Origin of the sequence: Paenibacillus sp. FSL R7-0302, assembly GCF_038006885.1 — a bacterium.
Lineage (GTDB): Bacteria > Bacillota > Bacilli > Paenibacillales > Paenibacillaceae > Paenibacillus_AQ.
Genome location: NZ_JBBOWB010000001.1, coordinates 1,982,298 through 2,003,537, shown reverse-complemented (window position 1 = coordinate 2,003,537; position 21,240 = coordinate 1,982,298). Strand labels below are relative to the sequence as shown.

Below are 21,240 nucleotides of genomic sequence, written 5' to 3'. Positions count from 1 at the left end.
GTATACATTCGGCCCATGCGTCTTCGTGTGAGCACAATGAATGCTGTTTTTCACATACATTTGCGCCAAACGCCTGCTGGCTAGCACAATGTATGCTGTTTTTCGCATACAATTCCTAAACAATCAAAAAGCATCCCCTCACGGTCAAATGACCCTGAAGGAGATGCTTTTTTGTCTTCGCATAGTCATAATTTGCTTCTACATTAGCCCGTAGCCCCGCGCCTGAGCTTCATCCCGGTCACTGCGGCGGTTGCTGCATTTTACGCAGTCTGCTCCCTGTTCTTCCCGTTCCAGGAAGACAGACAGCAGGCGCACATAATCCAGCGATTCCTGCAGGGGCATGTCTGCTCCGTCATACAGCTGCCTGCGGCCATCCAGCAGCGAGTAGATGGCGATCGTCTCCGCCGGCTTCCCGTAAGCCTTATGGCAGAATACATTCGCCATATGCAGAAATCCGGCAATCACCTGCTGGTCAGCATGTACCATGAATTTCTGGATATTCAGACTGCGTCCCGTAAGCTTCGAATTCCAGGCCAGCTGAAAAATCACCGCCAGCTCAATCTCAAGCTCCCGGACAGGAACATGCCACTGTTCGAACCGCATCACCGGAATCTCGCCGGTGTAACTGCCTGCGACAATCCGCATCAGCTCATCGGCCACCGCCTGCTTGACATCCCAGTAATGCATCAGGGAAGGAAAAGCATTGCCCTTCGGCGGCCAGCGGCGCTCCAGCAGAAACTGGACAGGCGTCTCCCGGCGCACCTCGGGCCGCAGACTGTAGTAGTCATTAAGCGTATGTCCGACTGCAAATTGAACCTGCTGTCTCCAGCGGGGAAGTCCGGTAGCGGGAGCTCCGCTGCCGGCCACCTCGGCCCCGCCCAGCATGATGTGCTCCATACGGTAATCATTCAGACGTCTGTACCGGCCAGCTTCAGCATCCGGCTTCGTTCCTGTGAATTCTCCTGCCGCCGCGCCCATCCTTAAGAGACCGCCGTGCAGATCTCGATGAACTGGCGCCCGTAAGTACGGCAAGCCTCTTTCTCCGCTGCATTCGGACCATATTCAATCTTCAGGCTGGGCTGCACAATCTCAGCCCCGCGCTCCTTCAGCTTCTCTTCAATCTGATCCACTGCTCCACAGTAGATCGCATACCCGGTGTCTCCACTTCCGAAGGCCGCCGCCTTACAGGCGCTGAGATCCAGCTCATCCAGCTCTTCATAGAAATCCAGGAATTCATCCGGCAGCTCGCCGTCTCCCCATGTGTACGCACCCAGCATTACAGCCTCATACGCTTTTATCTCATCCGCATTGCAGTCCATGACCGATTTCAATACGGCCTCTCCGCCTGCCGCGCGTATTCCTTCCACGATCAATTCAGCGATTTCCTCCGTATTGCCAGTCAAGCTGGCATATGCCACTAGCACTTTAGCCATGACTTTTATCCTCCCAGGGTCCAAATGAAATGTATTCTCTATAATCCGGTCCCCTAAGCAGACCGTATCTTGCTTACCCTAATACTGTGCTAATCTCATTCTATTTGATAATGATTATCATTGTCAATATATAAAAAAGCAGCGTCAGCCCAGGACATAACTGCTGCCCGGAACTGACGCTGCTCATTATTATTATTATCATATGCTGTGTGGAATAATTAATATCCGCCTTCCAGCAAAGTAATGCCATTGCCGTCGGGATCACGGAAATTCATTTCTTTACCGCCGTACTCCATGGTTGCCGGGGGATGGCAATCCAGTCCTTTCGCCTTCAGCTGCTCATACGTCTCGTCCAGACTTCCGCAGGAGAATACCAGATTAACAGTTCCTGTCGTCAGATTCTCCCACTTGGCTGCGTTCCATATAATGATGCCGGGCTGGCTGCGTTCAAAAGCAATTTTGGCGCCGTCAGATTCTCCATGGCCCTCGAATGGAACCGGAATGCCCAGCACCTCTGAGTAGAATGCCGCCAGCGCCGCCGGGTCTTTACTGTACAGATTGATGCCGTCAAACGTTGTAATCATAATGATATCCTTCCCTTCATTGCTTGTATTGTGACCGGGCTGGTGTCAGCCGTTCTATCCTCATTGTACTTCTGCCTGTATGGCTTGTATTGCAAAAAAACGACATCAGCGCCGGGCATGACTCAGCGCATCCAGCGGAGTTCTGCCTGCGAATTTCTTGAAATTGTTGATCAAATGCGACTGGTGGCTGTACCCGTAAGTGAAGACTATATCTTGCATTACGCCCTTGGTCTGGGAGGAACGGTACAGGTCCAGCCAGACATTCTGGAAACGGATAAGATCGGCCACCTTTTTGGGCGGAAGGCCGATATGCTGCCGGAACAGCCGTTCAAGCTGGCGGCTGCTCAAGCCTGAGCTGCTCTCCAGCGCCCCTGCCGTCATGATTCCGCGTGATGTAAGCAGTCGGTGGACCGCGTTCATCATCCCGTCGCTGCTGCGGTTTCCCCGTTCCAATCTCCGTAAAAGGAAAGCTTCAGCAGCAGCGATGCGCTCAGTCATTGTACGGATATGCTGGAGCCTGTCTCCCAGCTCCTTACGGAAGGTTCTGAAATAATACTCTACCGGAACATGCACATTCAATACCTCCGTCAGCGGCTCGTCTGCGAACAAGTGAACGGCCCAGAAATGAAACCGGATGGCGAAACGTTCTGTCGTAACAGGCTGTGCTGCTTGTCCTGCCTCAAACGGAGTGTCGTTAATCCCGCAAAAAATCCCGCCGGACGCCCCTGTCCGCTCATTCCATTCCCATATGATGTCCATGCAGCTATCAGGTATGATAGTCTCCGTCAGCTGAGAGGCTGGTCCTTCGGCTGCTTCTGCACCGGATAGTGCCGCGTCCCCTTCACCGCCTGCAGCGCCGTTAGATCCCCAGTAGCAGCGGATATACGGCTGAAGCAGCCTGCCCGGCAGATACTCGCCGCCCCCGGCGGGATTCGCTGTTATCGGATGATACAGCTCCGAAAGATTATACATCCCAGTGCAGCCTCCTTCCTTTGCTGTAACCTTGTATTCAGATCATACACAATCCCTGCAGGAAGCGCCAGAACGCCTGCTTTTCGATGGGCCAAGCCCCCTGGTTACCGAATGATTATGTTGCAAAATGATCTGCCCTGCTTTTCCTGGTAATATTATACGCCTCTTGCTTGTTGGCTACACTGGGAATAGTCGCAGCTTTGCAACCATTTTGTTTGTTGCTGCGGGCTTAAATGTTGTACAATAAAGGCTAAATGACTTTTTGAAGGATGGATTAATAATGTATATAGCCAGTGATTGGAAAGACTATGAAGTGATTGATACCGGGGGCGGGGAGAAGCTGGAACGGTGGGGCGATATTATCCTGCGCCGGCCGGACCCGCAGATCATCTGGCCGCTGGCCAGCGAGAGCGCCAAGTGGCGGGATGTTCACGGACATTATCACCGCAGCTCCGCCGGAGGCGGGCAGTGGGAGATGAAGAAGACGATACCGGAGGACTGGAAAATCAGCTACGGCAAGCTGAAGTTCCACCTCCGCCCGACGAACTTCAAGCACACCGGGTTGTTCCCGGAGCAGGCGGCCAACTGGCGCTGGATGATGGACAAGATCGCAGCGGCTAACCGGCCGATCTCCGTCCTCAACCTGTTCGCTTATACCGGCGGAGCCACTGTTGCGGCAGCCAGTGCCGGAGCATCCGTCGTGCATGTCGATGCAGCCAAGGGGATGGTTCAATGGGCCAAGGAGAATGTAGCCCTGTCCGGTCTTGCCGACAAGCCTCTCCGCTTCATTACCGATGATGTATTCAAGTTCGTCCAGCGCGAACAGCGCCGCGGCAGCAAATATGATGCAATTATTATGGACCCGCCGTCCTACGGAAGAGGGCCGGGCGGTGAAATGTGGAAGCTCGAATCCAGTCTCTATCCGTTCCTAGAGAGCTGCATGGAGATTATGAGCGACCGTCCGTTATTCATGCTGATTAACTCCTACACGACCGGCATCTCGCCAACCGTACTGCGCAACATGCTGTCAATGACGATGGGCAAGCGCTATGGCGGCAAGCTGAATTCCGGTGAGATCGGCTTGCCGATTACAGCCTCCGGCATGAATCTGCCTTGCGGGATTCTGGGCCGCTGGGAGGCGTAAGCCATGAGTGGAACGAATAACGGCGCAGCAGGAGAATCCGGCAGCAGCCCCTCCCGGTTCGAGATTCTATATGAGGACAACCATCTGCTCGGCATTGTGAAGCCTGTGAATATTCCCGTTCAAGAGGATGCTACAGGCGACCCGGATCTGCTGACCCTGCTGAAGGAAGATGTGAAGCAGCGCTACGCGAAGCCGGGCAACGTCTTCATGGGCCTGGTTCACCGGCTGGACCGGCCTGTAGGCGGTGCGATGATCTTCGCCAAGACCTCGAAGGCGGCCTCCCGGCTATCCGAGAGTGTGCGCACCCACGCCTTCCAGAAGTTCTATCTGACAGTGGTGCATGGTCAGCTTCCGGGCGCAGAGGCCCGGCTGGAGCATACGCTGCTTAAGGACCCTAAGAGCAATACCGTCCAGGCCGTCCGGGAGGGAACGCCAGGCGGCAAGCAAGCCATCCTTGATTATACCGTGATTGGTACGGCAGAAGGCTATTCGCTGGTGAGGATTGACCTGCTGACCGGCCGCTCCCACCAGATCCGCGTCCAGCTCAGCGACGTTGGATGTCCGCTATATGGAGATCAGAAGTACGGTGCGGCCGTGAACAGACCGGGACAGCAGATTGCCTTATGGTCTGCACTCACCCGGTTCCCGCATCCGGTGACCAAAGAAGAAGTCGAGCTGCTCTCCCTGCCTCCCCGTTCCTATCCCTGGAATCTTTGGACTCCGCAAATGCAAAAGCAGGCTATCCTTTAACGGACAGCCTGCTTTTTGGCATTATTATATAGGTTCTCAGTTGGTGCTTATACGGACTGTACCGAAGCTGCGTCATCCACGGCGGGGGCAACCGCCATCTTGCCCATGAGGTAGAGCAGCAGCTGCTGATTATGGGAGGAAATGGGGTCCAGCGCTTCTGCAAAAAAATCACTGCGGACCTTCAGTCCGCGCAGCGTCTCCCGCTGGCCTGTCTCGGTGATGCTCACCCAGACAATTCTGCGGTCTGAGGCATCGCGTTCACGGACAATCAGATTATGCTTCTCCATCCGGTCAAGCAGCATGGTCACGGCCGCCGGGCTGGTTGCCAGATGAGGGGCCAAATCAGAAGGCTTCATCGCATCACGCTCCTGCAGCAATTCCAGTACGGTAAGCTGGGCATCAGTCAGTGTAGGGGCAAGCTTGCTGTCCATATGTAGCTTATAGTCCTTTAATATCTTATGCCAGATTTTACTGAATTCAGTGGAGTGCACACTTATTCCTTCCTTTCCTGCGGATCTCTATCCGGTATACTTAACTTTTTCGCCAGAAAAATTCCAAATCCTTCAAGGACGAAAAATAAAATCTTATCTGGACCGGTTCCAGACCTCCCCGGGCCAGAGAAAACCACTGGGTTCCTCCGTTCACCGCAGCATTCCGTCCTGTCCAGCGGAGAGCTCACCGGCCGCTAATATAGAGAATTGTTGCACTTCTTGCAGGATTTCTATAAAAATGATACTGGTTGAAGTACAATGTTGCATTATTTGCACAAATTTCGGTGTTTAGAGCAAGTTATCGCTGAATTTGTTGCAGTTCGTGCATGATTTCAGCATATACCGCTTCTTTGGGGCAGTATTGTTGCACTTCTTGCAGGATTTCTATATAAACAGCAGCCCCCATTGAAGAAAATCATAATTCCTCAGAAAATAAAAGCGCGGGCAGCCCGTTACTCTGAGCTGCCCGCACCGTTACATGCGGTATTATATTTTACTTGACTGCCTGAAAAAGAATAGCGATCTCGTCCTTCTTCTCGACAGCAACCAGCTGCTTGCCTGTAGAACGGCGTTCAGCAATCGGTGCCGATTCGGAAGAGAAGGAATGTACCGCACCGCTCTGGGTGATGGCGGTCACCTCCAGCGGCTCCTTGCAATAGAATGCGCCTGCCAGCCTGCTGCCGTTCGGGCGGACACGCTTGCCTTCCTTGAACTCGAAGGTTGGCATCCCTTTGCCTCCGCGGCTCTGGGAAGGATAATCCACCATCAGGGAGCGCTTGGCATAGCCGATGTCGGATATAGCCAGGATCTCGCCTTCATCCTCACTGACCCAGAAGCAGGAGACCACCTCATCTCCTTCACGGAGCTGAATTCCCCTGACTCCTGTGGCCACCCGGCCCATAGGATTCACTTCATTCTCACGGAAACGGATGCTCATGCCCTCACGGGTAATTAGCACGATGTCCTTGTCATTACTGCTCTGAGCCACTGTAATGATCTCATCGCCTTCCGCCACCTTACAGGCGGCAACGGCTCCGGAACGGCTTGTAGAGTACTCCTTGAGCTCGGTACGCTTCACCTGCCCCTTGCGGGTGATGAAGACCAGACTGGCCAGCGGGTCCTCCAGGTTGCCGACCGGCAGTACACTGACGACACTGTCTCCCTTATTCAGTCCGATCACGTTGACGATGGCCGTCCCCGGCTCTTTCCATTTGAACTCTGGAATCTGGTGCACGGGAAGCAGGAAGTATTGCCCCTTGCGGGTGAAGACGAGCAGGCTCTCCCGGGTATTCAGATCCAGCAGCTTGACGATATGATCGCCATCCTTGACGCCTGAAGAGTGACGCTCCCCACCCGAACGGGTGAAGGACAGCATGCCGGTCCGCTTGATATAGCCGTCCGCAGAGAGTGCAACCAGCACATCCTCCGCATTGACCAGTACCTCCATGTTGACCTTAAGCTCCTCTACCTCGCCCTGAATCAGGGAACGGCGGTCGATTCCGTATTTGTCACGGATCTCCAGCAGCTCCTTGCGGATAACGGTAATCAGCTTCTTGTCGCTGTCCAGAATCCCCTGGAGCACAGCAATCCGGGCCAGCATCTCATCCAGCTCCTTCTGCAGCGAATGAATCTCCAGATTGGTGAGACGGTAGAGCTGCAAGGTAAGGATAGAATCAGCCTGACGTTCGCTGAAGCCGAACATCCAGACCAGATTATTCTGGGCATCCTGGCGGTTCTTCGAGGCCTTGATGGCAGCGATCACTTCATCCAGAATGTTCAGCGCCTTGACCAGTCCCTCTAAGACATGGGCACGGTCCTCCGCCCGTTCCAGATCGAACCGGGTACGGTGGGTGACCACTTCGCGCTGATGGGCAATATAGGCTTCAAGGATCGCTTTGAGCCCCAGCTGCTGCGGAGCCTTGTTAACGATGGCTACCATGTTGAAGTTGTAAGTGACTTGGAGGTCGGTTTTTTTGAGCAGATAGGCTAAGACGCCTTGTGCATCTGCCTCCTTCTTCAGCTCCACCACGATGCGCAGACCCTCACGGCCGCTCTCATCGCGGACCTCGGCGATCCCTTCAATCTTTTTCTCCAGACGGATGTTCTCCATGGAGGTCACCAGCCGTGACTTCACGATCTGGAAAGGCACCTCGGTGATCACGATCTGCTGCTTCCCGCCGCGCAGGTTCTCAATCTCCGTCTTGGAACGCAGATAGATACGGCCTTTGCCGGTGCGGTAAGCATCCATAATGCCGTCTCCGCCCATAATGGTGCCGCCTGTCGGGAAATCCGGCCCTTTGATGAAGGTCATGATATCCTCCAGCGCAATGTCCGGCTTCTGCATGACAGCGATGCAGGCGTCGATGACTTCCCGCAGGTTATGCGGTGGAATCTCCGTGGCAAATCCGGCTGAGATCCCGCTCGTCCCGTTCACCAGCAGGTTCGGATAACGGGAGGGAACAACTACCGGCTCCTTGGCTGTATTATCGAAGTTGTCCTTGAACAGAACGGTGCGCTTCTCAATATCGCGCATCATCTCCATGGCAATCGGAGACAGACGCGCTTCTGTGTATCGCATCGCCGCTGCCGGGTCATCATCCATGGAACCCCAGTTGCCGTGTCCGTCTACCAGCACATGCCCCAACTTCCACGGCTGTGCCATCCGCACCATCCCGTCGTAGATCGAGGAGTCCCCGTGAGGATGGTAGTTACCCATGACATCACCGACGGTTTTGGCTGACTTACGGTATGGCTTATCCGGCGTATTGCCGGAATCGTACATGGCATACAGAATCCGGCGCTGCACGGGCTTCAGCCCGTCGCGCACATCGGGGATCGCCCGGTCCTGAATGATATATTTGGAATACCGGCCAAACCGGTCACCCACGACCTCTTCCAGAAAAGCCGGCAAAAATTGCTCTGATAAACTGCTCATTTCCTCTTCACCTTCTGTTCCTCATTCTGTCCGCATTTTTAAAGATTGATGATCTGACGCTTGGCGCTGAGATATTCAACCAATTTGCTTCAAAACGAGATCGTAATCTGAATAGAAGGGATGAGCGTAACTGCGGTGATTTTGGACTTCCGGCCGCTGTTGTATTTAGATTTCTAATTCATACGCTTTAGCGGATGAAATCTAAATACAAAGGCGGACGCTGACGCTCCTCCAGTTCCAAAATCCCCTCCGTCACTTCCCCTTCTATTCGATTAACAATTCTTATTTCAGCAAACCGTGAGTAACCCAACCGCTTCGCTTATGCAGATCATCAAAAAATTAAAAACGCGGAAGGTATCGTCACTTCCCACTACTACTTACGATCTTTGTTACTCCACGATCTCCGTGAAGTCGACGTTCTCGACAATCCAGCGCTTGCGCGGATCGACCTTATCGCCCATCAGGGTGGAGACGCGGCGCTCCGCCTTGGCGGCATCCTCGATCTGCACCTGAAGCAGCGTACGCGAATCGGGATTCATCGTAGTCTCCCACAGCTGGTCCGGGTTCATCTCACCCAGTCCCTTGTATCGCTGCAGCTCGAAATTCTTCCCGAATTCCTTCAGATAATTCTGCAATTCCTCATCGCTCCAGGCATAGCGGACCGTCTCCAGCTTGCCCGATTTACGTGTCAGCTTATACAGCGGCGGCTGGGCGATATAGACCTTACCGGCATCAATCAGCGGCTTCATGTAGCGGTAGAAGAAGGTCAGCAGCAGCACCTGAATATGCGCTCCGTCCGTATCGGCATCGGTCATAATGATGATTTTGGAATAATTGCTGTCCTCTACGGCAAAATCAGGCCCGATTCCCGCACCGATTGCCGAAATGATCGCCTTGTATTCGTCATTCTTCAGGATATCCAGCAGCTTGGCCTTCTCGGGGTTCATCGGCTTGCCCTTCAGCGGCAGGATCGCCTGAATCTTGGAATCCCGGCCTTGCTTCGCGGAGCCGCCGGCTGAATCGCCCTCGACGATGAAAATCTCGGTACGTGTAACGTCCTTGGACTGTGCAGGTGACAGCTTGCCGCCCAGGTTCGAGCTCTCACTGCGCTTCTTGCCGCTGCGGATCTCATCGCGGGCCTTGCGGGCCGCTTCACGGGCCTTGGAGGCCTGGATCGATTTTTTCAGCAGACTCTGTGCAACTTGGGGATTCTCTTCCAGGAACCGCGCCATCCGCTCGGAGACGATGAAGTCCACGGCGCTGCGGGCAGACGCGCTTCCGAGCTGATCCTTCGTCTGTCCGACAAACTCCACATCCGACATCTTGATGCTGATGACCGCCATCATGCCTTCGCGCAGATCATTGCCCTCCAGATTCTTATCCTTCTCCTTGAGCAGCTGCGTGCGGCGGGCGTAATCATTCAGTACACGGGTATAGGCTGTCTTGAAGCCTGTCTCGTGTGTTCCCCCGCTGCGGGTAGGAATGGAGTTGACAAAAGAAGCGATCGTCTCCGTATACCCCGCATTATACTGCAGCGCGATTTCTACCTCGATCTCGTCCTTCTCGGAGCTGAAATGGATTACATCGTGCAGTACATCCTTGCCTTCGTTCAGGAATTGCACGAACTGGCTGGCGCCGCCTTCGTAGAAGAATTCATCCTGACGGCCGCTGCGCTCATCGCTCAGAATGATCCGCAGGCCGGAGTTCAGGAAGGCAATCTCCTGTACCCGTTCTGCCAGCGTATCATAACTCAGCGCAATGCCTGCGGAGAAGACGCGAATATCCGGCTTGAAGGTAATCTTCGAACCGGTTTTATTCGTATTTCCCAGTATCTCAAGACCGGTTACAGGCTCACCGACATGCTCTTTGCCGTTCTTGTCGACCCAGTATTCAAAGCGCTGGCGGTGAATCTTGCCCTCCCGGTAAATCTCCACTTCCAGCCACTCGGACAACGCATTGGTTACCGAAGCCCCGACCCCGTGCAAGCCGCCCGATTTCTTGTAGCCGGAGCCGCCAAATTTGCCGCCTGCATGCAGAATGGTGAATACCACCTGCGGCGTTGGGACTCCTGTCTTGTGCATTCCGGTCGGGATTCCGCGTCCGTTGTCAATCACGGTTACCGATCCGTCTTTTTTCAAAGTGATATCAATCTTCGAGCAAAACTTCGCCAAATGCTCATCTACGGCATTATCCACTATTTCCCATACTAAATGGTGCAGACCCGAGGAACTCGTACTGCCAATATACATGCCGGGCCGTTTGCGGACCGCAACCAGACCTTCGAGCACCTGAATGTCGTCAGCATCGTATCCAGTCCGGCCTGCTTCGCCGTTCTTAGAGACTTTTGCAAACATATCGATCTGTTCGAGCATTCATGCTCCTCCTTCACTTGTCTTCCTGTCTCTCTAAAAATGCAAACAAACGTTTTCGTTCACTTTGTACATTCTAATTCAAAATATCCCGTTTCGTAAAGACGGCGAATGAAATGATTACGGCCGCAAGTCCCCAAATGCCCAGAACCGCCATCGAAAAGCCCAATGTCATGCCCTCTATCGGCGCGGGAGTACCCGCTAAATAAGTCGTCAGCTCCATGTTGACCATAAATAAATATTTGGCCGCCGTCCAGGCGGAAGCCATATTCGTCAGGATCGTTCCGGCAATCAGCGCTGCCATCATCACTACAATGCTAGCAGCCGTACTGCGGACCAGCACCGACACCATGAAGGCCAGCAAAGCCACCACGATGCTGACATACCAGATCAGCCCGCCCTGCATCAGCAGATACTTCCACTGCTCCACAGCATGAACCTTAGTCATATCCACAGTATCACCGTTCAGCTGAAAGCCTGTAAAGACTGGAACATTGAACCCCTTATAGCCAAAAGCCAGCCCCGATATCAGATAGCTGATTACAAATACAGACAGAACAATCAGCGAGACGAACATCAGCAGCGCTACCATTTTGCTGAACAGTACCTTCCAGCGCCGGACCGGTCGGGTCAGCAGCATTTTGATCGTGCCTGTCGTCCGCTCCCCGGAGACCAGGTCGGAGGCAACCGCCATGATTAGCAGCGGAATGAACAGGGAGACGGAATTATTGACAAACTCCCGGGTGAACGTTACTCCGCTCGGCTCGTTCGGATTCACATCATGGTCCAGATAATACTGCAATTGCTGGAGAAAAATCCGCCGGTACGACTTCCATTCCTCCGGAATCCGGTCGCTGCCGAGCGAGTTCTGGTTGTCGGTAATCTGCTGCTGGATCTCCAGCCTCCAGTCAGAGTTAAATTTGTCACGGCTGCGCTCGGCTATGCGCATTTGCGCATAGGTAAACATTGGCACCAGCACAAGCAGGATGAGGAGGATGACATAGAAACGTTTCTTTTTAATAATCTTCAGGCACTCATTTCGGATGAGCGGCAGCAGGTTAGTCAATGGCTTCACCTTCCGTTAGCTTCAAGAATAGCTGTTCCAGTGTAGGGTTGATTTTATGCACAGCCCGGACTTCCACCTCTTGTGCAACCAGCACGGCAACAATCTCCGGGATCAGCTCCTCGTCCATCGCCGTAACCAGGGAATTCACGCCCATGCCTGCGATGACCGAGTCATCCAGGGTAACCTCGTCCAGATGAAGCAGATCGATATCCGGCCGCCCGGCCATGATGTCTCTTGCCCGCTGAAGCGGCTCCAGCTCCCACAGGACATAAGGCGAGTTACGGGCAACCAGCTCGTCTACAGCGCCAACAGCGAGTACACGGCCTTTGCTGATAATGGCTACCCGGTCGCACAGCAGCTGAATTTCGCTCAGCAGATGACTGGACACAAAGACCGCCAGCCCTTCGTCCGCCAGCTTACGGATGAATTCGCGCAGCTCCTTGATCCCCTTCGGGTCCAGGCCGTTGGTCGGCTCATCGAGAATCAGCAGCCGGGGACGGCCGAGCAGGGCTTGGGCAATACCGAGCCGCTGGCGCATCCCCAGCGAATACGTGCTGACTTTATCTTGAATTCGCTGATCGAGCCGCACGATTTCCACGACCTCGGCAATCCGCTGCTCATCTACCCCGGGCTGCATGCGGGCGAAATGCTGCAGGTTCTCCCAGCCCGTCAGATACGTGTAGACCTCGGGATTCTCGACAATGGAGCCGACGTATTGCAGCGCTTTTTCCGGATTCCGGTTCACATTATAGCCGCAGACGGTAATCGTCCCTTCGCTCGGGCGGATCAAGTCCACCAGCATACGGATGGTTGTGGTTTTGCCGGCTCCGTTCGGACCGAGAAAGCCGAAGATTTCGCCTTTTTTCACATCAAACGTGACATCATCTATAATCCATTTGCGGCCGATTTTTTTGCGGACTCCCCGGGCGGACAGGACGACCTCTTCCCCCGGTGCCTCATGAATGGTTCTCGCCATCTTATACAGCTCCTTGCCACAGTCATTTCTGTTCAAAAAATTATTCTGTCAGCGAACCGCTTGTACAATCCGCTCGCTCATCCGCTGATAACCGTCCCCGTTCGGGTGAAAATGATCATTCGACAGGTATTTCGCCAAATGGCGGTCAAACAGATCAAAGGTCGGAACCAGCGTCATGTTCTGATGCTTGTTGATCATATCCATCGCCGCATTATTCCACGCCGTTACCGCCTGATTACCGGGAATTAGCAGCCCCTCGATATCTCCGAAGGGATTATACAGTCCGATGTAATAGACTTGGGCCTGCGGATTCACTTCTGCAACTGTATCCAGTATGCTGCCCAGCCGTTTGGCGGCCCCAGGCAGCGCGGAGAGAAGCGATTCCGGGGTCAGATCACCTGCAGACGCGGTTGGAACCGGGGTGGTGCCTTCTACCTTGTTATTGGCAGGGGCTTCCGCGCTCTGAGGTACCGCTTGCTCCGAAGGCTTCGCAGAGGCGGCTGCTTGTCCGCTGCTCCCGCCGGTCCCCAGAATATCCGAGCCCCGGAACAGGTCGTTCCCGCCGATGGAGATCAGGATGACATTCGCCTGACGCAGCGCGTACTGCACCCCTTCCTCCTGAAGCTTGCTCTGCAAGGCAGCCGTGGTCAAGCCGTTAATGCCCATATTGCCCAGCAGCTCTGCCTTTCCTCCATTGGCCGACAAGGCATCTACGGTCCGTCTAACAAACCCTTGCCCGGAGTTGTCGCCGGTCCCTTTGGCCAGAGAATCACCAAGCGCCAGGATCTTGTATTCGTCACTTGCCGCGGCTGTCGGTGCAGCCGTCTCCTGCGGAAGGGAGGAGAGGAACTGCTCCCCCTTCGGGTTCAGGATATCGCCCACTGCATACACAAATCCTGTAATCAAAAGTAAAGTTGCCAGGATGGACACCAGGCTTACTGTCCTCCAGGTCCATTTGGAATCCTTCAATGCTATCCCTCCATCTGCCGTACTCTTCTGCCTCTTCCATCATTCACAACATTATTAACTATGTAGATAAACATAATTCTTCTTTGCACAATTTGCAAACGGGAAGGGAGTTTAGGTGGGGGCGCGGCTGCGGTGATTTTGGACTTACGGCCGCTGTTGTCTCCAAATTTATTGAATGAACCGTTATACGGTTAAAATTCGGAGACAAAGGCGGACGCTATCGCTCCTACAGTTCCAAAATCCCCTCCGCCGCTTAACACCTAAACGGTGGAAGCAGTAAGAGCGGCACGATGGCGCTGCGCTGATCGTGCAAGACCGCGGACTGCGGCACGATGGCGCTGTGCTGATCGTATCAAGACCATCTACAAAAACATAAAAACGCCCCCCGGCAATGCCGGAGGGCGGAGTTAACGTTGCTTTATTTACCGATGAATTCCTGAACCCAGTAGTTATTATCGAAGCCAACGCCGATGTAGTTGAAGTTCGCGCTCAGGATGTTAGCCTTATGACCCGGGCTGTTCATCCACGCGGTCATAACTTCCTGAGGGGTCTTCTGGCCCATAGCGATATTCTCACCAGCCGCCTTATACGTAATGCCGAACGCCGACATCATATCGAAAGGTGATCCGTAAGTCGGAGAAGTGTGTGAGAAATAGTTGTTCGAGCGCATGTCCGCAGCCTTCGCCGCAGCCACTTTGTTCAGGCTGTCCAGTGCGGAGACAGGGGCTAGTCCAGCTGCAGCGCGCTCTTTGTTCACCAGTGCGACTACTTGCTGTGTGTAACTGGAGGCGTTATTGCCAACTGCAGGAACCGCAGATGGGGCCGGGGTTACCACAGGTTTTGCAGTGGCCACGGGGGCCGGGGCTGGCTTAGCAGTGGCTGCCGGTGCCGCTGTAGCCACTGGTGCTGCTGTTGCAACCGGCTTAGCCGGAGCTGCCGGCTGTGCTGCCGGGGCAGCTGCACCTGGCGTTGTGTATACAAAGGTTTTAGTGACAGTGTAAGTATTACCATTCAGTACAAAAGTCTTCGAATTGTTCTGTGTGAAATAGTCCATGAGCTGTGCGAAATTCATATCTGATCCGGCTGCCGCAGGGGCACCGGCTGCTGCTGCGTTTGCTTGTAATGGAAGAGAAATGCCAAGCGCCATAACAGCGGCTACGCTTCCACCTATCACTCTTCTCAAAGTCTTGCTTTTCATTCTGCCATCTCCTTATTCTTCGTTGTGATGTATCGTGCTGCCAGGGCGTCGGTCTACAAATGTTACAAAGTTGTAATCTGTTCCTAGGTCATTGTAACACAAAACTATCAGCTGTGCGCTTCTAAATTCTGTCATTTTATAGATAGAAAGGATTTCATAGAATAGGAAGGCTTGTCCCTCCAGCAGCGGCTAAAGAAAACAGCATTGCCGTCCTTTTCAGGACGGCTGTATCTATCCTATATATCGGCGCTTCTATCGCTTATTTTAATGAAAAGACTGCCAGAACTCCCCTTCGGTCGAGATCAGGCCCATAATCTCAGCATACGGAATGCGGAAGGTTGGAAATCCTGCGGCGTACGGAGCAATCTCATAAGGTGCAAAATACAGGTACAGCGCCTCCGCATCCACATAAAAGGGCTGATCGGCTGTAATGCCTTTGTACGTATCAGGGAAAACATAGGAATACTGCGGATCATTCGCAATCTGCTTGCCGACAATGTCACTGAGCTTCTGCACGTATTTGCTGCCGGGCTTGAACAGATCGCTGAGCGTGTAGAACTTGCCGGTGCGCAGGTTGATATGCTCATAGATCCGGGTAGGCATGCCATGCGCAGCGCCGAAGGGGAAATGATAACCGCTAAGCTCCAGCACCAGCAGATTCTTACGGAAGAAGGATACGGCGAAATCTCCCGTATAGCTGAAATCCTGCGTACCTCCACCCGTCCCCGCGCCATAAGCGAGCGACAGATTGCGCAGCTTGTCATTCACCGCCTTCGAGACCTCGGCAACCGCGATCCCTTCCACGACCGGATAATAGACCAGATAATCCCGGTTAGGCTTGTATTTCTTCTCCAGCACAGAGTATGGCGGTCTGAGCGGAATGACCCCGTTTTGCCGCCAGACCTGCTTGCCTTTACGGTCATAATAGGAGGTGCGCAGATCAATATCCGCGCGGATCAGGCTGCCGCTGAAGGACAGTGATCCTGAGCCTGCGATGACCGGGGGCTGGGCGGCTTTTTTCCCGCTGGTGTCAATAAAATACGTATCCTTGGCATCATACACCGACGCGAGTCCCTGCTGATAATTGTTCACGCCCAGCAGCGGGTGAGTGCTGAGAATTCTTCCGGTCAGCGCATCGGCGATGACATAGCTGGAGCCTCTGTAGGGCTGATCTGCATACAGCGGGGTCCCCAGCGCCACTCGGTTCTCTCCCAGCTGCTGCACCTCATAATAGACGGCGGGAATGATCATTTTCCCCTGCTTGTCGATCAGACCGTAGGCGTTGCCATAATCAGCGGCTGTGTTAATCACCGCCCGGCCCTCCGAGAACGGCAGAGCTGCCGTATACTGCGGCTGGATAGCAATCGTGCCGTCCGTGTGCAGATAACCGTATTTTCCATTCTCCGTCGCCTGAAAGGCCAGCAGCCCATCCCCCGGATACCCGACAAAAGGATGTTTGTACGTATGCAGCACCACGCCATGAAGATCAATCAGCGCATATTCCCCTTCGGCTATTTTGACCAGTGCAGTCCCGTTCGAGAAATCCCCGGCGTCCAGATAGACGGCTGGCAGCACCTCTTTGCCCTGGGCATCCAGGTAGCCATACAGCGAGTTCCCCCCGGTAGTATTCTGCTTGGAGAACAGCGCACGGCCTTCGTGCAGCGAATTCAGATAGTCATAGCGCGCGGACGTCACCTCTTTGCCTTTTTCATCAATAAAAGTATAGCCCTTCGCATCCGACACCACGGCCCGCCCCTCGGAAAAAGGACCAATAAAACTATAGACCGGTTTGACCCGCTCCCGCCCGGAGCTGTCAATCAGACCGCTGACATTCCCCCGCTGCACCACCGCCAGGCCATTCTCCTGAAACTCCTCCGCATAATCATATCTCGGCTCAATCCCAATCCGGCCTTCGTTGTTGATATATCCCCACAGCGTCCCGTCCTTAAGCTTAAAAGGAGCCGGATGCAGCAGCGCTGCCCGCAGACCTCCGCCGTCATCCGGTAGCACAATGAGCGCCTCCAGAGGCTTTTTGGAGTAGTCTACACGGTATAAGCCCGCCTCTGCCGGGATTGTCACGAACAGATCCTCTTCCGCACGGATGAAATCCTCCTCCTGCTGCGGAATACACTCATTCCAGCCGATGCCGTCCCACCGCCATACCTCCGTCTGAATCAAACCGTTGTCGTTCCCTTTTCCCAGCTCGTTCAGCTTAATCCTCAGCATGTTGTCGTTCTCCTTTACAAAGGCTTTTGCCTATAGACTATGAGCGTGAGGGGGAAAGGGTGTGCTTGGGCGTTAAAAAACAGAAAGGCGATGTCGTAACTGCGGTGAGTTTTGGACTTCCGGCCGCTGTTGTCTCCAGATTTCTTGATTTAAACCGCTGATCGCGGTAGAAATCCGGAGACAAAGGCGGACGCTCCCGCTCCTCCAGTTCCAAAATCCCCTCCGTTACTGCTGCCTTTTTGTTGGTAAACCTTAAGGGCAACACAAACACACCCTTTCGGAGGGTGTGTACCGGGTGAACAAGGGCTGCTGTGCCTGCCCTTGAAATATGAGAATAACCCTTTTGCTGGGCAGGCAAAGGGTTATAAAACTCTATAAAGGATAGAGGTCTAAAACTCTATTCAGCGGACTGGACAAATTCGTCCGTAAAAATAGTGCTAATTCTGCCTGTTACCAGTCACTTGACTGCCACCCGACTACTAACTGCTGACTTGCTGACTGCTAACTGCTGACTATTCACTACTCACTGCTGACCGCTAACTATTTACCGTCTGCTACCTGATTAATAGCCACTTGTTACTTGCCGCCCACTGCCTGCTACCTGAATGCTAACTGCTTGTCTCCTGCTGCCTGCCGCCTGACTGCTAACTGCTTGCTACTTACCACCTGGCACCTCTATGCACACCCTCTGCCCTCTGCCGCCTCTCCGCGCCCCCTCTGCCCCTCTGTCGCCTCTAGATCAGAATAAAACTATTAATTAGTCACTATTAGCTGCGAAATCCTGCACAAAATGCAACATTCGGCTACGTATATCGACTTTAAACTAACATTGTTGCCTAAAATGCAGCATTTGCCGGCCCACAAGCCAATTAGTAGAGGAAATGTTGCATTTCGTGCAGTAATCAGCCTGATTCCCCCTGCTCCAGCCCGCCCGAGTTGCATTTATTGCAACAAATCATGATCACCTGTTCGAATAACGGAGGGAATTCGAGAACTGGAGGAGCGGTAGCATCCGGAAGTCCAATACTCACCACCACAGGCACATTCAATCATGTGATTTGGAGCAACGCTGCGACAAATCCGGGCAAGCCAAAAAGCGTTTGCGTGGGTACCGCAAACGCTCTTTGCCTGCCTTCCCCACCCTTGGTGAGGTGATAGTAGTACCGGAGGGGATTTTGGAACTGGAGGAGCGGTAGCGTCCGCCTGAAAGCTTTCCGCAGGAAAGCTCGCATCGTAAGCATAGGCTTGGTTTGGATTTCTACCGCGAGCAGCGGTTCAAATCAGGAAATCCAAACCTAACAGCGGCCGGAAGTCCAAAATCCCCGCAGGTACGACTAAATCACCGAACCCCAAGCTATTTTTTCGACGAATATTTCCGCATATCAAACGATACAGCCGCGATAATGATCAGGCCTTTGATGATCAGCTGGTAGTAAGGGCTGATGCCGATGAAGGTCAGGCCGTAGTTGATCAGGGTGAAGATGATAACGCCGACCAGGACGCCTGGGACGGTACCGATCCCGCCGGTGGTGGATACGCCGCCGACTACGCAGGCTGCGATGGCATCAAGCTCATACATGTTCCCGTAGTTGTTGGTCGCGCCGCCGGTTCTGGCTGCTTCAAGCACACCGGCTAGACCGTACAGGGCACCAGCGATAGCGTAGATGTAGATCAGGTTCTTGGAGACATTGATCCCGGATACCTTGGCTGCCTGCATGTTGCCTCCGATGGCGTACATGTTCTTACCCAGCTTGGTTTTGTTGAACAGCACCCAGACTATGGCCGCAACTCCGAGGGCTATAAGTACAATGTACGGAATGGAATACTGGCCGCTGCCGATGAAGCCGGAGCCAATGTCGGTGAAGTCGGAACGCAATCCGCCGATCGGCTGGGATTGGTTCGGGTCCATATCGAAGTAGAGCGAGTTCAAGCCGTACACGATGAGCATCGTGCCCAGAGTGGCGATAAACGGCGGAACGTTGAGCTTAGATACGATAATCCCATTGACGAGACCGCAGAGCAGGCCGGCCACAATGGCAATCAGAATCGGCAGCCAGACCTGCACCTGCGGCAGATCGGGGAAGAAGCGGCGGGAGTAATCGGGTATCTGCAGCATGGACGCTGAGATAACAGCAGTGAAGCCGACCACCCGGCCTGCCGACAAGTCGGTCCCGGCGGTGATCAGGATAAAGGCCACCCCGAGCGCAATAATCACGCGTGTGGAGGACTGGATCAGGACATCCCGCAAGGTGTTAATGGACATGAAGCTTGGCTCGTATATGATAATCCCCATGATCAGCAGTACCAGCACGATGTAGATTGCGTTTTGAGTCACGAAGGACTGCGCTCTTTTAATAGTCATAATTGTGTTCCTCCTTAATTGTTACGCGAAGTTTAAGCATTCATTGCTAAGCTTCTTCAGCCTTGCAGCAGCCCTATGGTCTTCGCCGTCCTGTGAGTATAGCTCCTGATTAATGCTGTGCAGCGAGACGCATCACTTCGGTTTCCGTAGCCTGCGCACCTTCTAATATTCCTGTAAGCCGTCCTTCCGACATCACCATAACACGGTCAGACATCCCCAGCAGCTCGGGCATTTCCGAGGAGATCATAATAATGCTCTTCCCCTGCTTCGCCAGGTCGGCAATAATCGTATAGATTTCGAACTTCGCACCGACGTCAATTCCGCGGGTCGGCTCATCGAGCAGCAGCACCTCAGGCTCAGTGAGCAGCCATCTGGCCAGCAGCACCTTCTGCTGGTTCCCGCCGGAGAGATTCATAATCTGTGTCTTGGTCGTTGGCGTTTTGGTCCGCAGCTTTTCAATCATTTTATCGACTTCAACCTTCTTCTTGCGGCCGTTCAGCAGCAGGTAAGGCGTCTTGTAACGGTCCAGGTTGGCGATGGCGCCGTTCTCATGCACAGACAGCACCGGAAAAATCCCCGTCACGCGCCGCTCCTCGGTCAACAGGGCCAGCCCGTGCTTCTTCGCATCCTGCGGAGAGTTAATCTTCACCTTCTTGCCGTCAATCGAGATGGAGCCGGATTTCACCGCGCGCAGTCCAAACAGCGCTTCAATAACTTCGGTTCGCTGTGCGCCGACCAGACCGCCGACACCCAGAATCTCCCCGCGTCTTAATTCGAAGGACACATCCTTGAAGGATCTGGGCTCGGGTGAGGTCAGACCTTCCACCTTCATGAACACCTTGCCTGGAACATTGGTGCGCTCCGGGAAACGGTTCGTCAGATCACGCCCGACCATCTTGGAGATAATCAGGTCCGTGGTCAGCTCGGCGGAGGGCCAGGTGCCGATCTTTTTACCATCACGCATAATCGTCACTTCATCGGAAATCTCCAGGATTTCTTCCATTTTGTGAGATATATAGATAATAGCTACGCCTCTTTTTTGCAGGTCCCGGATGATCCGGAACAGATGCTCTACTTCCACGCTGGTTAAGGACGAGGTTGGCTCATCCATGACAATCACGCGGGAGTGAAAAGAGACCGCCTTCGCAATTTCGATGGATTGGATCTTGGATACAGACAGCTTGCCCACCAGTGTTTCGGGATTCAGGTCGATATCCAGATCTTTGAATAAGTTTTCGGTGTCTGTGAACATTTTTTTGTGGTCAATGAACTGAAGCGGCCCGATGCCCTTGGTTGGAAAACGTCCCAGCCAAATGTTCTCCATCACGCTGCGGAAAGGTACAGGGTGCAGCTCCTGATGGATCATCGAGATGCCGTGCTTCAGTGCTTCGCTCGAATTGGAGATGGAGGCCTTCTGGCCATCCAGGAAGATCTCACCGGCATCCGGTGAATAGATTCCAAAGAGACATTTCATCAGTGTGGACTTGCCTGCCCCGTTCTCGCCCATAAGTGCATGAACCGAGCCCGGACGAACCTTAATGCTGACTCCATCCAGCGCCTTCACGCCGGGAAATTCTTTGGTAATGCCGTTCATTTCCAGCAAAAATTCCGTATTTGCCATGTTGTTACGCCCCCTACGCTTTTTTTCTTTTTCCATGAGAGGCACAGCGGTTCCATCCTGCTCCCTACCCGTAAGGAATTCCGGAGAGCGCATTGCAGCGCCCTCCGGGACTGGTATCTATGATACGTATCTGTATCTGTAGCC

The 21,240-nt window shown here is 53.7% G+C and carries 16 protein-coding genes; 2 read left to right on the top strand and 14 right to left on the bottom strand.

Annotation, left to right across the window (positions count from 1 at the left end; genetic code table 11):
- Positions 1–198: 198 nt before the first annotated feature.
- From MKY96_RS08540 to MKY96_RS08525, 4 genes are all read right to left on the bottom strand, one after another.
- Complete coding sequence (locus MKY96_RS08540) at positions 199–978, bottom strand: hypothetical protein (RefSeq protein WP_340939783.1); 780 nt, start codon at positions 976–978, stop codon at positions 199–201.
- 2 nt (positions 979–980) lie between these two features.
- Positions 981–1,433: a flavodoxin gene (locus tag MKY96_RS08535; protein ID WP_340939781.1), complete on the bottom strand. Its 453-nt coding sequence runs from the start codon at positions 1,431–1,433 to the stop codon at positions 981–983.
- A 218-nt stretch (positions 1,434–1,651) separates the two neighbouring features.
- Entirely contained in the window at positions 1,652–2,017 is a 366-nt protein-coding gene (locus tag MKY96_RS08530; RefSeq protein ID WP_340939779.1) for a VOC family protein, read from the bottom strand.
- A 105-nt stretch (positions 2,018–2,122) separates the two neighbouring features.
- A complete protein-coding gene (locus MKY96_RS08525) occupies positions 2,123–2,989 on the bottom strand; it encodes a helix-turn-helix domain-containing protein (RefSeq protein WP_340939778.1) in 867 nt (288 codons plus the stop codon).
- A gap of 280 nt (positions 2,990–3,269) precedes the next feature.
- Here MKY96_RS08525 and MKY96_RS08520 point away from each other — a divergent pair, with 280 nt between their 5' ends.
- Entirely contained in the window at positions 3,270–4,133 is an 864-nt protein-coding gene (locus MKY96_RS08520; RefSeq protein ID WP_209869861.1) for a class I SAM-dependent methyltransferase, read from the top strand.
- Between the two features lie 3 nt (positions 4,134–4,136).
- A complete protein-coding gene (locus MKY96_RS08515; RefSeq protein WP_340939776.1) occupies positions 4,137–4,883 on the top strand; it encodes an RluA family pseudouridine synthase in 747 nt (248 codons plus the stop codon).
- A 47-nt stretch (positions 4,884–4,930) separates the two neighbouring features.
- On the opposite strand, the gene MKY96_RS08510 is transcribed toward MKY96_RS08515, so the two are convergent.
- The 10 genes from MKY96_RS08510 to MKY96_RS08465 form a co-directional block, all read right to left on the bottom strand.
- The gene (locus tag MKY96_RS08510) at positions 4,931–5,374 is read right to left on the bottom strand and encodes a MarR family winged helix-turn-helix transcriptional regulator (protein WP_036732955.1); all 444 of its coding nucleotides are present in this window, start codon (positions 5,372–5,374) and stop codon (positions 4,931–4,933) included.
- Positions 5,375–5,867: 493 nt separating this feature from the next.
- The gene (gene gyrA / locus MKY96_RS08505) at positions 5,868–8,309 is read right to left on the bottom strand and encodes a DNA gyrase subunit A (protein ID WP_340939774.1); all 2,442 of its coding nucleotides are present in this window, start codon (positions 8,307–8,309) and stop codon (positions 5,868–5,870) included.
- Between the two features lie 389 nt (positions 8,310–8,698).
- Entirely contained in the window at positions 8,699–10,681 is a 1,983-nt protein-coding gene (gene parE / locus MKY96_RS08500) for a DNA topoisomerase IV subunit B (protein WP_340939771.1), read from the bottom strand.
- A gap of 73 nt (positions 10,682–10,754) precedes the next feature.
- Entirely contained in the window at positions 10,755–11,744 is a 990-nt protein-coding gene (locus tag MKY96_RS08495; RefSeq protein WP_036732948.1) for an ABC transporter permease, read from the bottom strand.
- Positions 11,737–12,720, bottom strand: a complete 984-nt coding sequence (locus MKY96_RS08490; protein ID WP_340939769.1) for an ABC transporter ATP-binding protein — start codon at positions 12,718–12,720, stop codon at positions 11,737–11,739. Before MKY96_RS08490 ends, MKY96_RS08495 begins: the two co-directional genes overlap by 8 nt.
- Positions 12,721–12,768: 48 nt before the next feature.
- Positions 12,769–13,689, bottom strand: a complete 921-nt coding sequence (locus MKY96_RS08485; RefSeq protein ID WP_340939768.1) for a GDSL-type esterase/lipase family protein — start codon at positions 13,687–13,689, stop codon at positions 12,769–12,771.
- Positions 13,690–14,107: 418 nt separating this feature from the next.
- On the bottom strand, positions 14,108–14,887 hold the full coding sequence (locus MKY96_RS08480) for a CAP domain-containing protein (RefSeq protein WP_340939765.1): 780 nt from the start codon (positions 14,885–14,887) through the stop codon (positions 14,108–14,110).
- A 264-nt stretch (positions 14,888–15,151) separates the two neighbouring features.
- The gene (locus tag MKY96_RS08475) at positions 15,152–17,113 is read right to left on the bottom strand and encodes a WG repeat-containing protein (protein ID WP_340939763.1); all 1,962 of its coding nucleotides are present in this window, start codon (positions 17,111–17,113) and stop codon (positions 15,152–15,154) included.
- A gap of 1,354 nt (positions 17,114–18,467) precedes the next feature.
- Positions 18,468–19,475 (bottom strand): galactose/methyl galactoside ABC transporter permease MglC, encoded by a 1,008-nt coding sequence (gene mglC / locus MKY96_RS08470; protein ID WP_076079225.1) that lies wholly within the window; start codon positions 19,473–19,475, stop codon positions 18,468–18,470.
- A gap of 109 nt (positions 19,476–19,584) precedes the next feature.
- Positions 19,585–21,096 carry a sugar ABC transporter ATP-binding protein gene (locus tag MKY96_RS08465; RefSeq protein WP_076079224.1) on the bottom strand — a complete coding sequence of 504 codons (1,512 nt, stop codon included), beginning with the start codon at positions 21,094–21,096 and terminating at the stop codon, positions 19,585–19,587.
- Between the last annotated feature and the right edge of the window lie 144 nt (positions 21,097–21,240).

Excerpts from the sequence above, each read along its gene's own strand:
- MKY96_RS08540 (WP_340939783.1), bottom strand. The coding sequence starts at position 978 with ATGGGCGCGGCGGCAGGAGAATTCACAGGAACGAAGCCGGATGCTGAA.
- MKY96_RS08530 (WP_340939779.1), bottom strand. The coding sequence starts at position 2,017 with ATGATTACAACGTTTGACGGCATCAATCTGTACAGTAAAGACCCGGCG.
- MKY96_RS08475 (WP_340939763.1), bottom strand. The coding sequence starts at position 17,113 with ATGCTGAGGATTAAGCTGAACGAGCTGGGAAAAGGGAACGACAACGGT.
- MKY96_RS08535 (WP_340939781.1), bottom strand. The coding sequence starts at position 1,433 with ATGGCTAAAGTGCTAGTGGCATATGCCAGCTTGACTGGCAATACGGAG.
- gyrA (WP_340939774.1), bottom strand. The coding sequence starts at position 8,309 with ATGAGCAGTTTATCAGAGCAATTTTTGCCGGCTTTTCTGGAAGAGGTC.
- parE (WP_340939771.1), bottom strand. The coding sequence starts at position 10,681 with ATGCTCGAACAGATCGATATGTTTGCAAAAGTCTCTAAGAACGGCGAA.
- MKY96_RS08465 (WP_076079224.1), bottom strand. The coding sequence starts at position 21,096 with ATGGCAAATACGGAATTTTTGCTGGAAATGAACGGCATTACCAAAGAA.
- MKY96_RS08480 (WP_340939765.1), bottom strand. The coding sequence starts at position 14,887 with ATGAAAAGCAAGACTTTGAGAAGAGTGATAGGTGGAAGCGTAGCCGCT.
- MKY96_RS08525 (WP_340939778.1), bottom strand. The coding sequence starts at position 2,989 with ATGTATAATCTTTCGGAGCTGTATCATCCGATAACAGCGAATCCCGCC.
- MKY96_RS08490 (WP_340939769.1), bottom strand. The coding sequence starts at position 12,720 with ATGGCGAGAACCATTCATGAGGCACCGGGGGAAGAGGTCGTCCTGTCC.
- MKY96_RS08515 (WP_340939776.1), top strand. The coding sequence starts at position 4,137 with ATGAGTGGAACGAATAACGGCGCAGCAGGAGAATCCGGCAGCAGCCCC.
- MKY96_RS08520 (WP_209869861.1), top strand. The coding sequence starts at position 3,270 with ATGTATATAGCCAGTGATTGGAAAGACTATGAAGTGATTGATACCGGG.
- mglC (WP_076079225.1), bottom strand. The coding sequence starts at position 19,475 with ATGACTATTAAAAGAGCGCAGTCCTTCGTGACTCAAAACGCAATCTAC.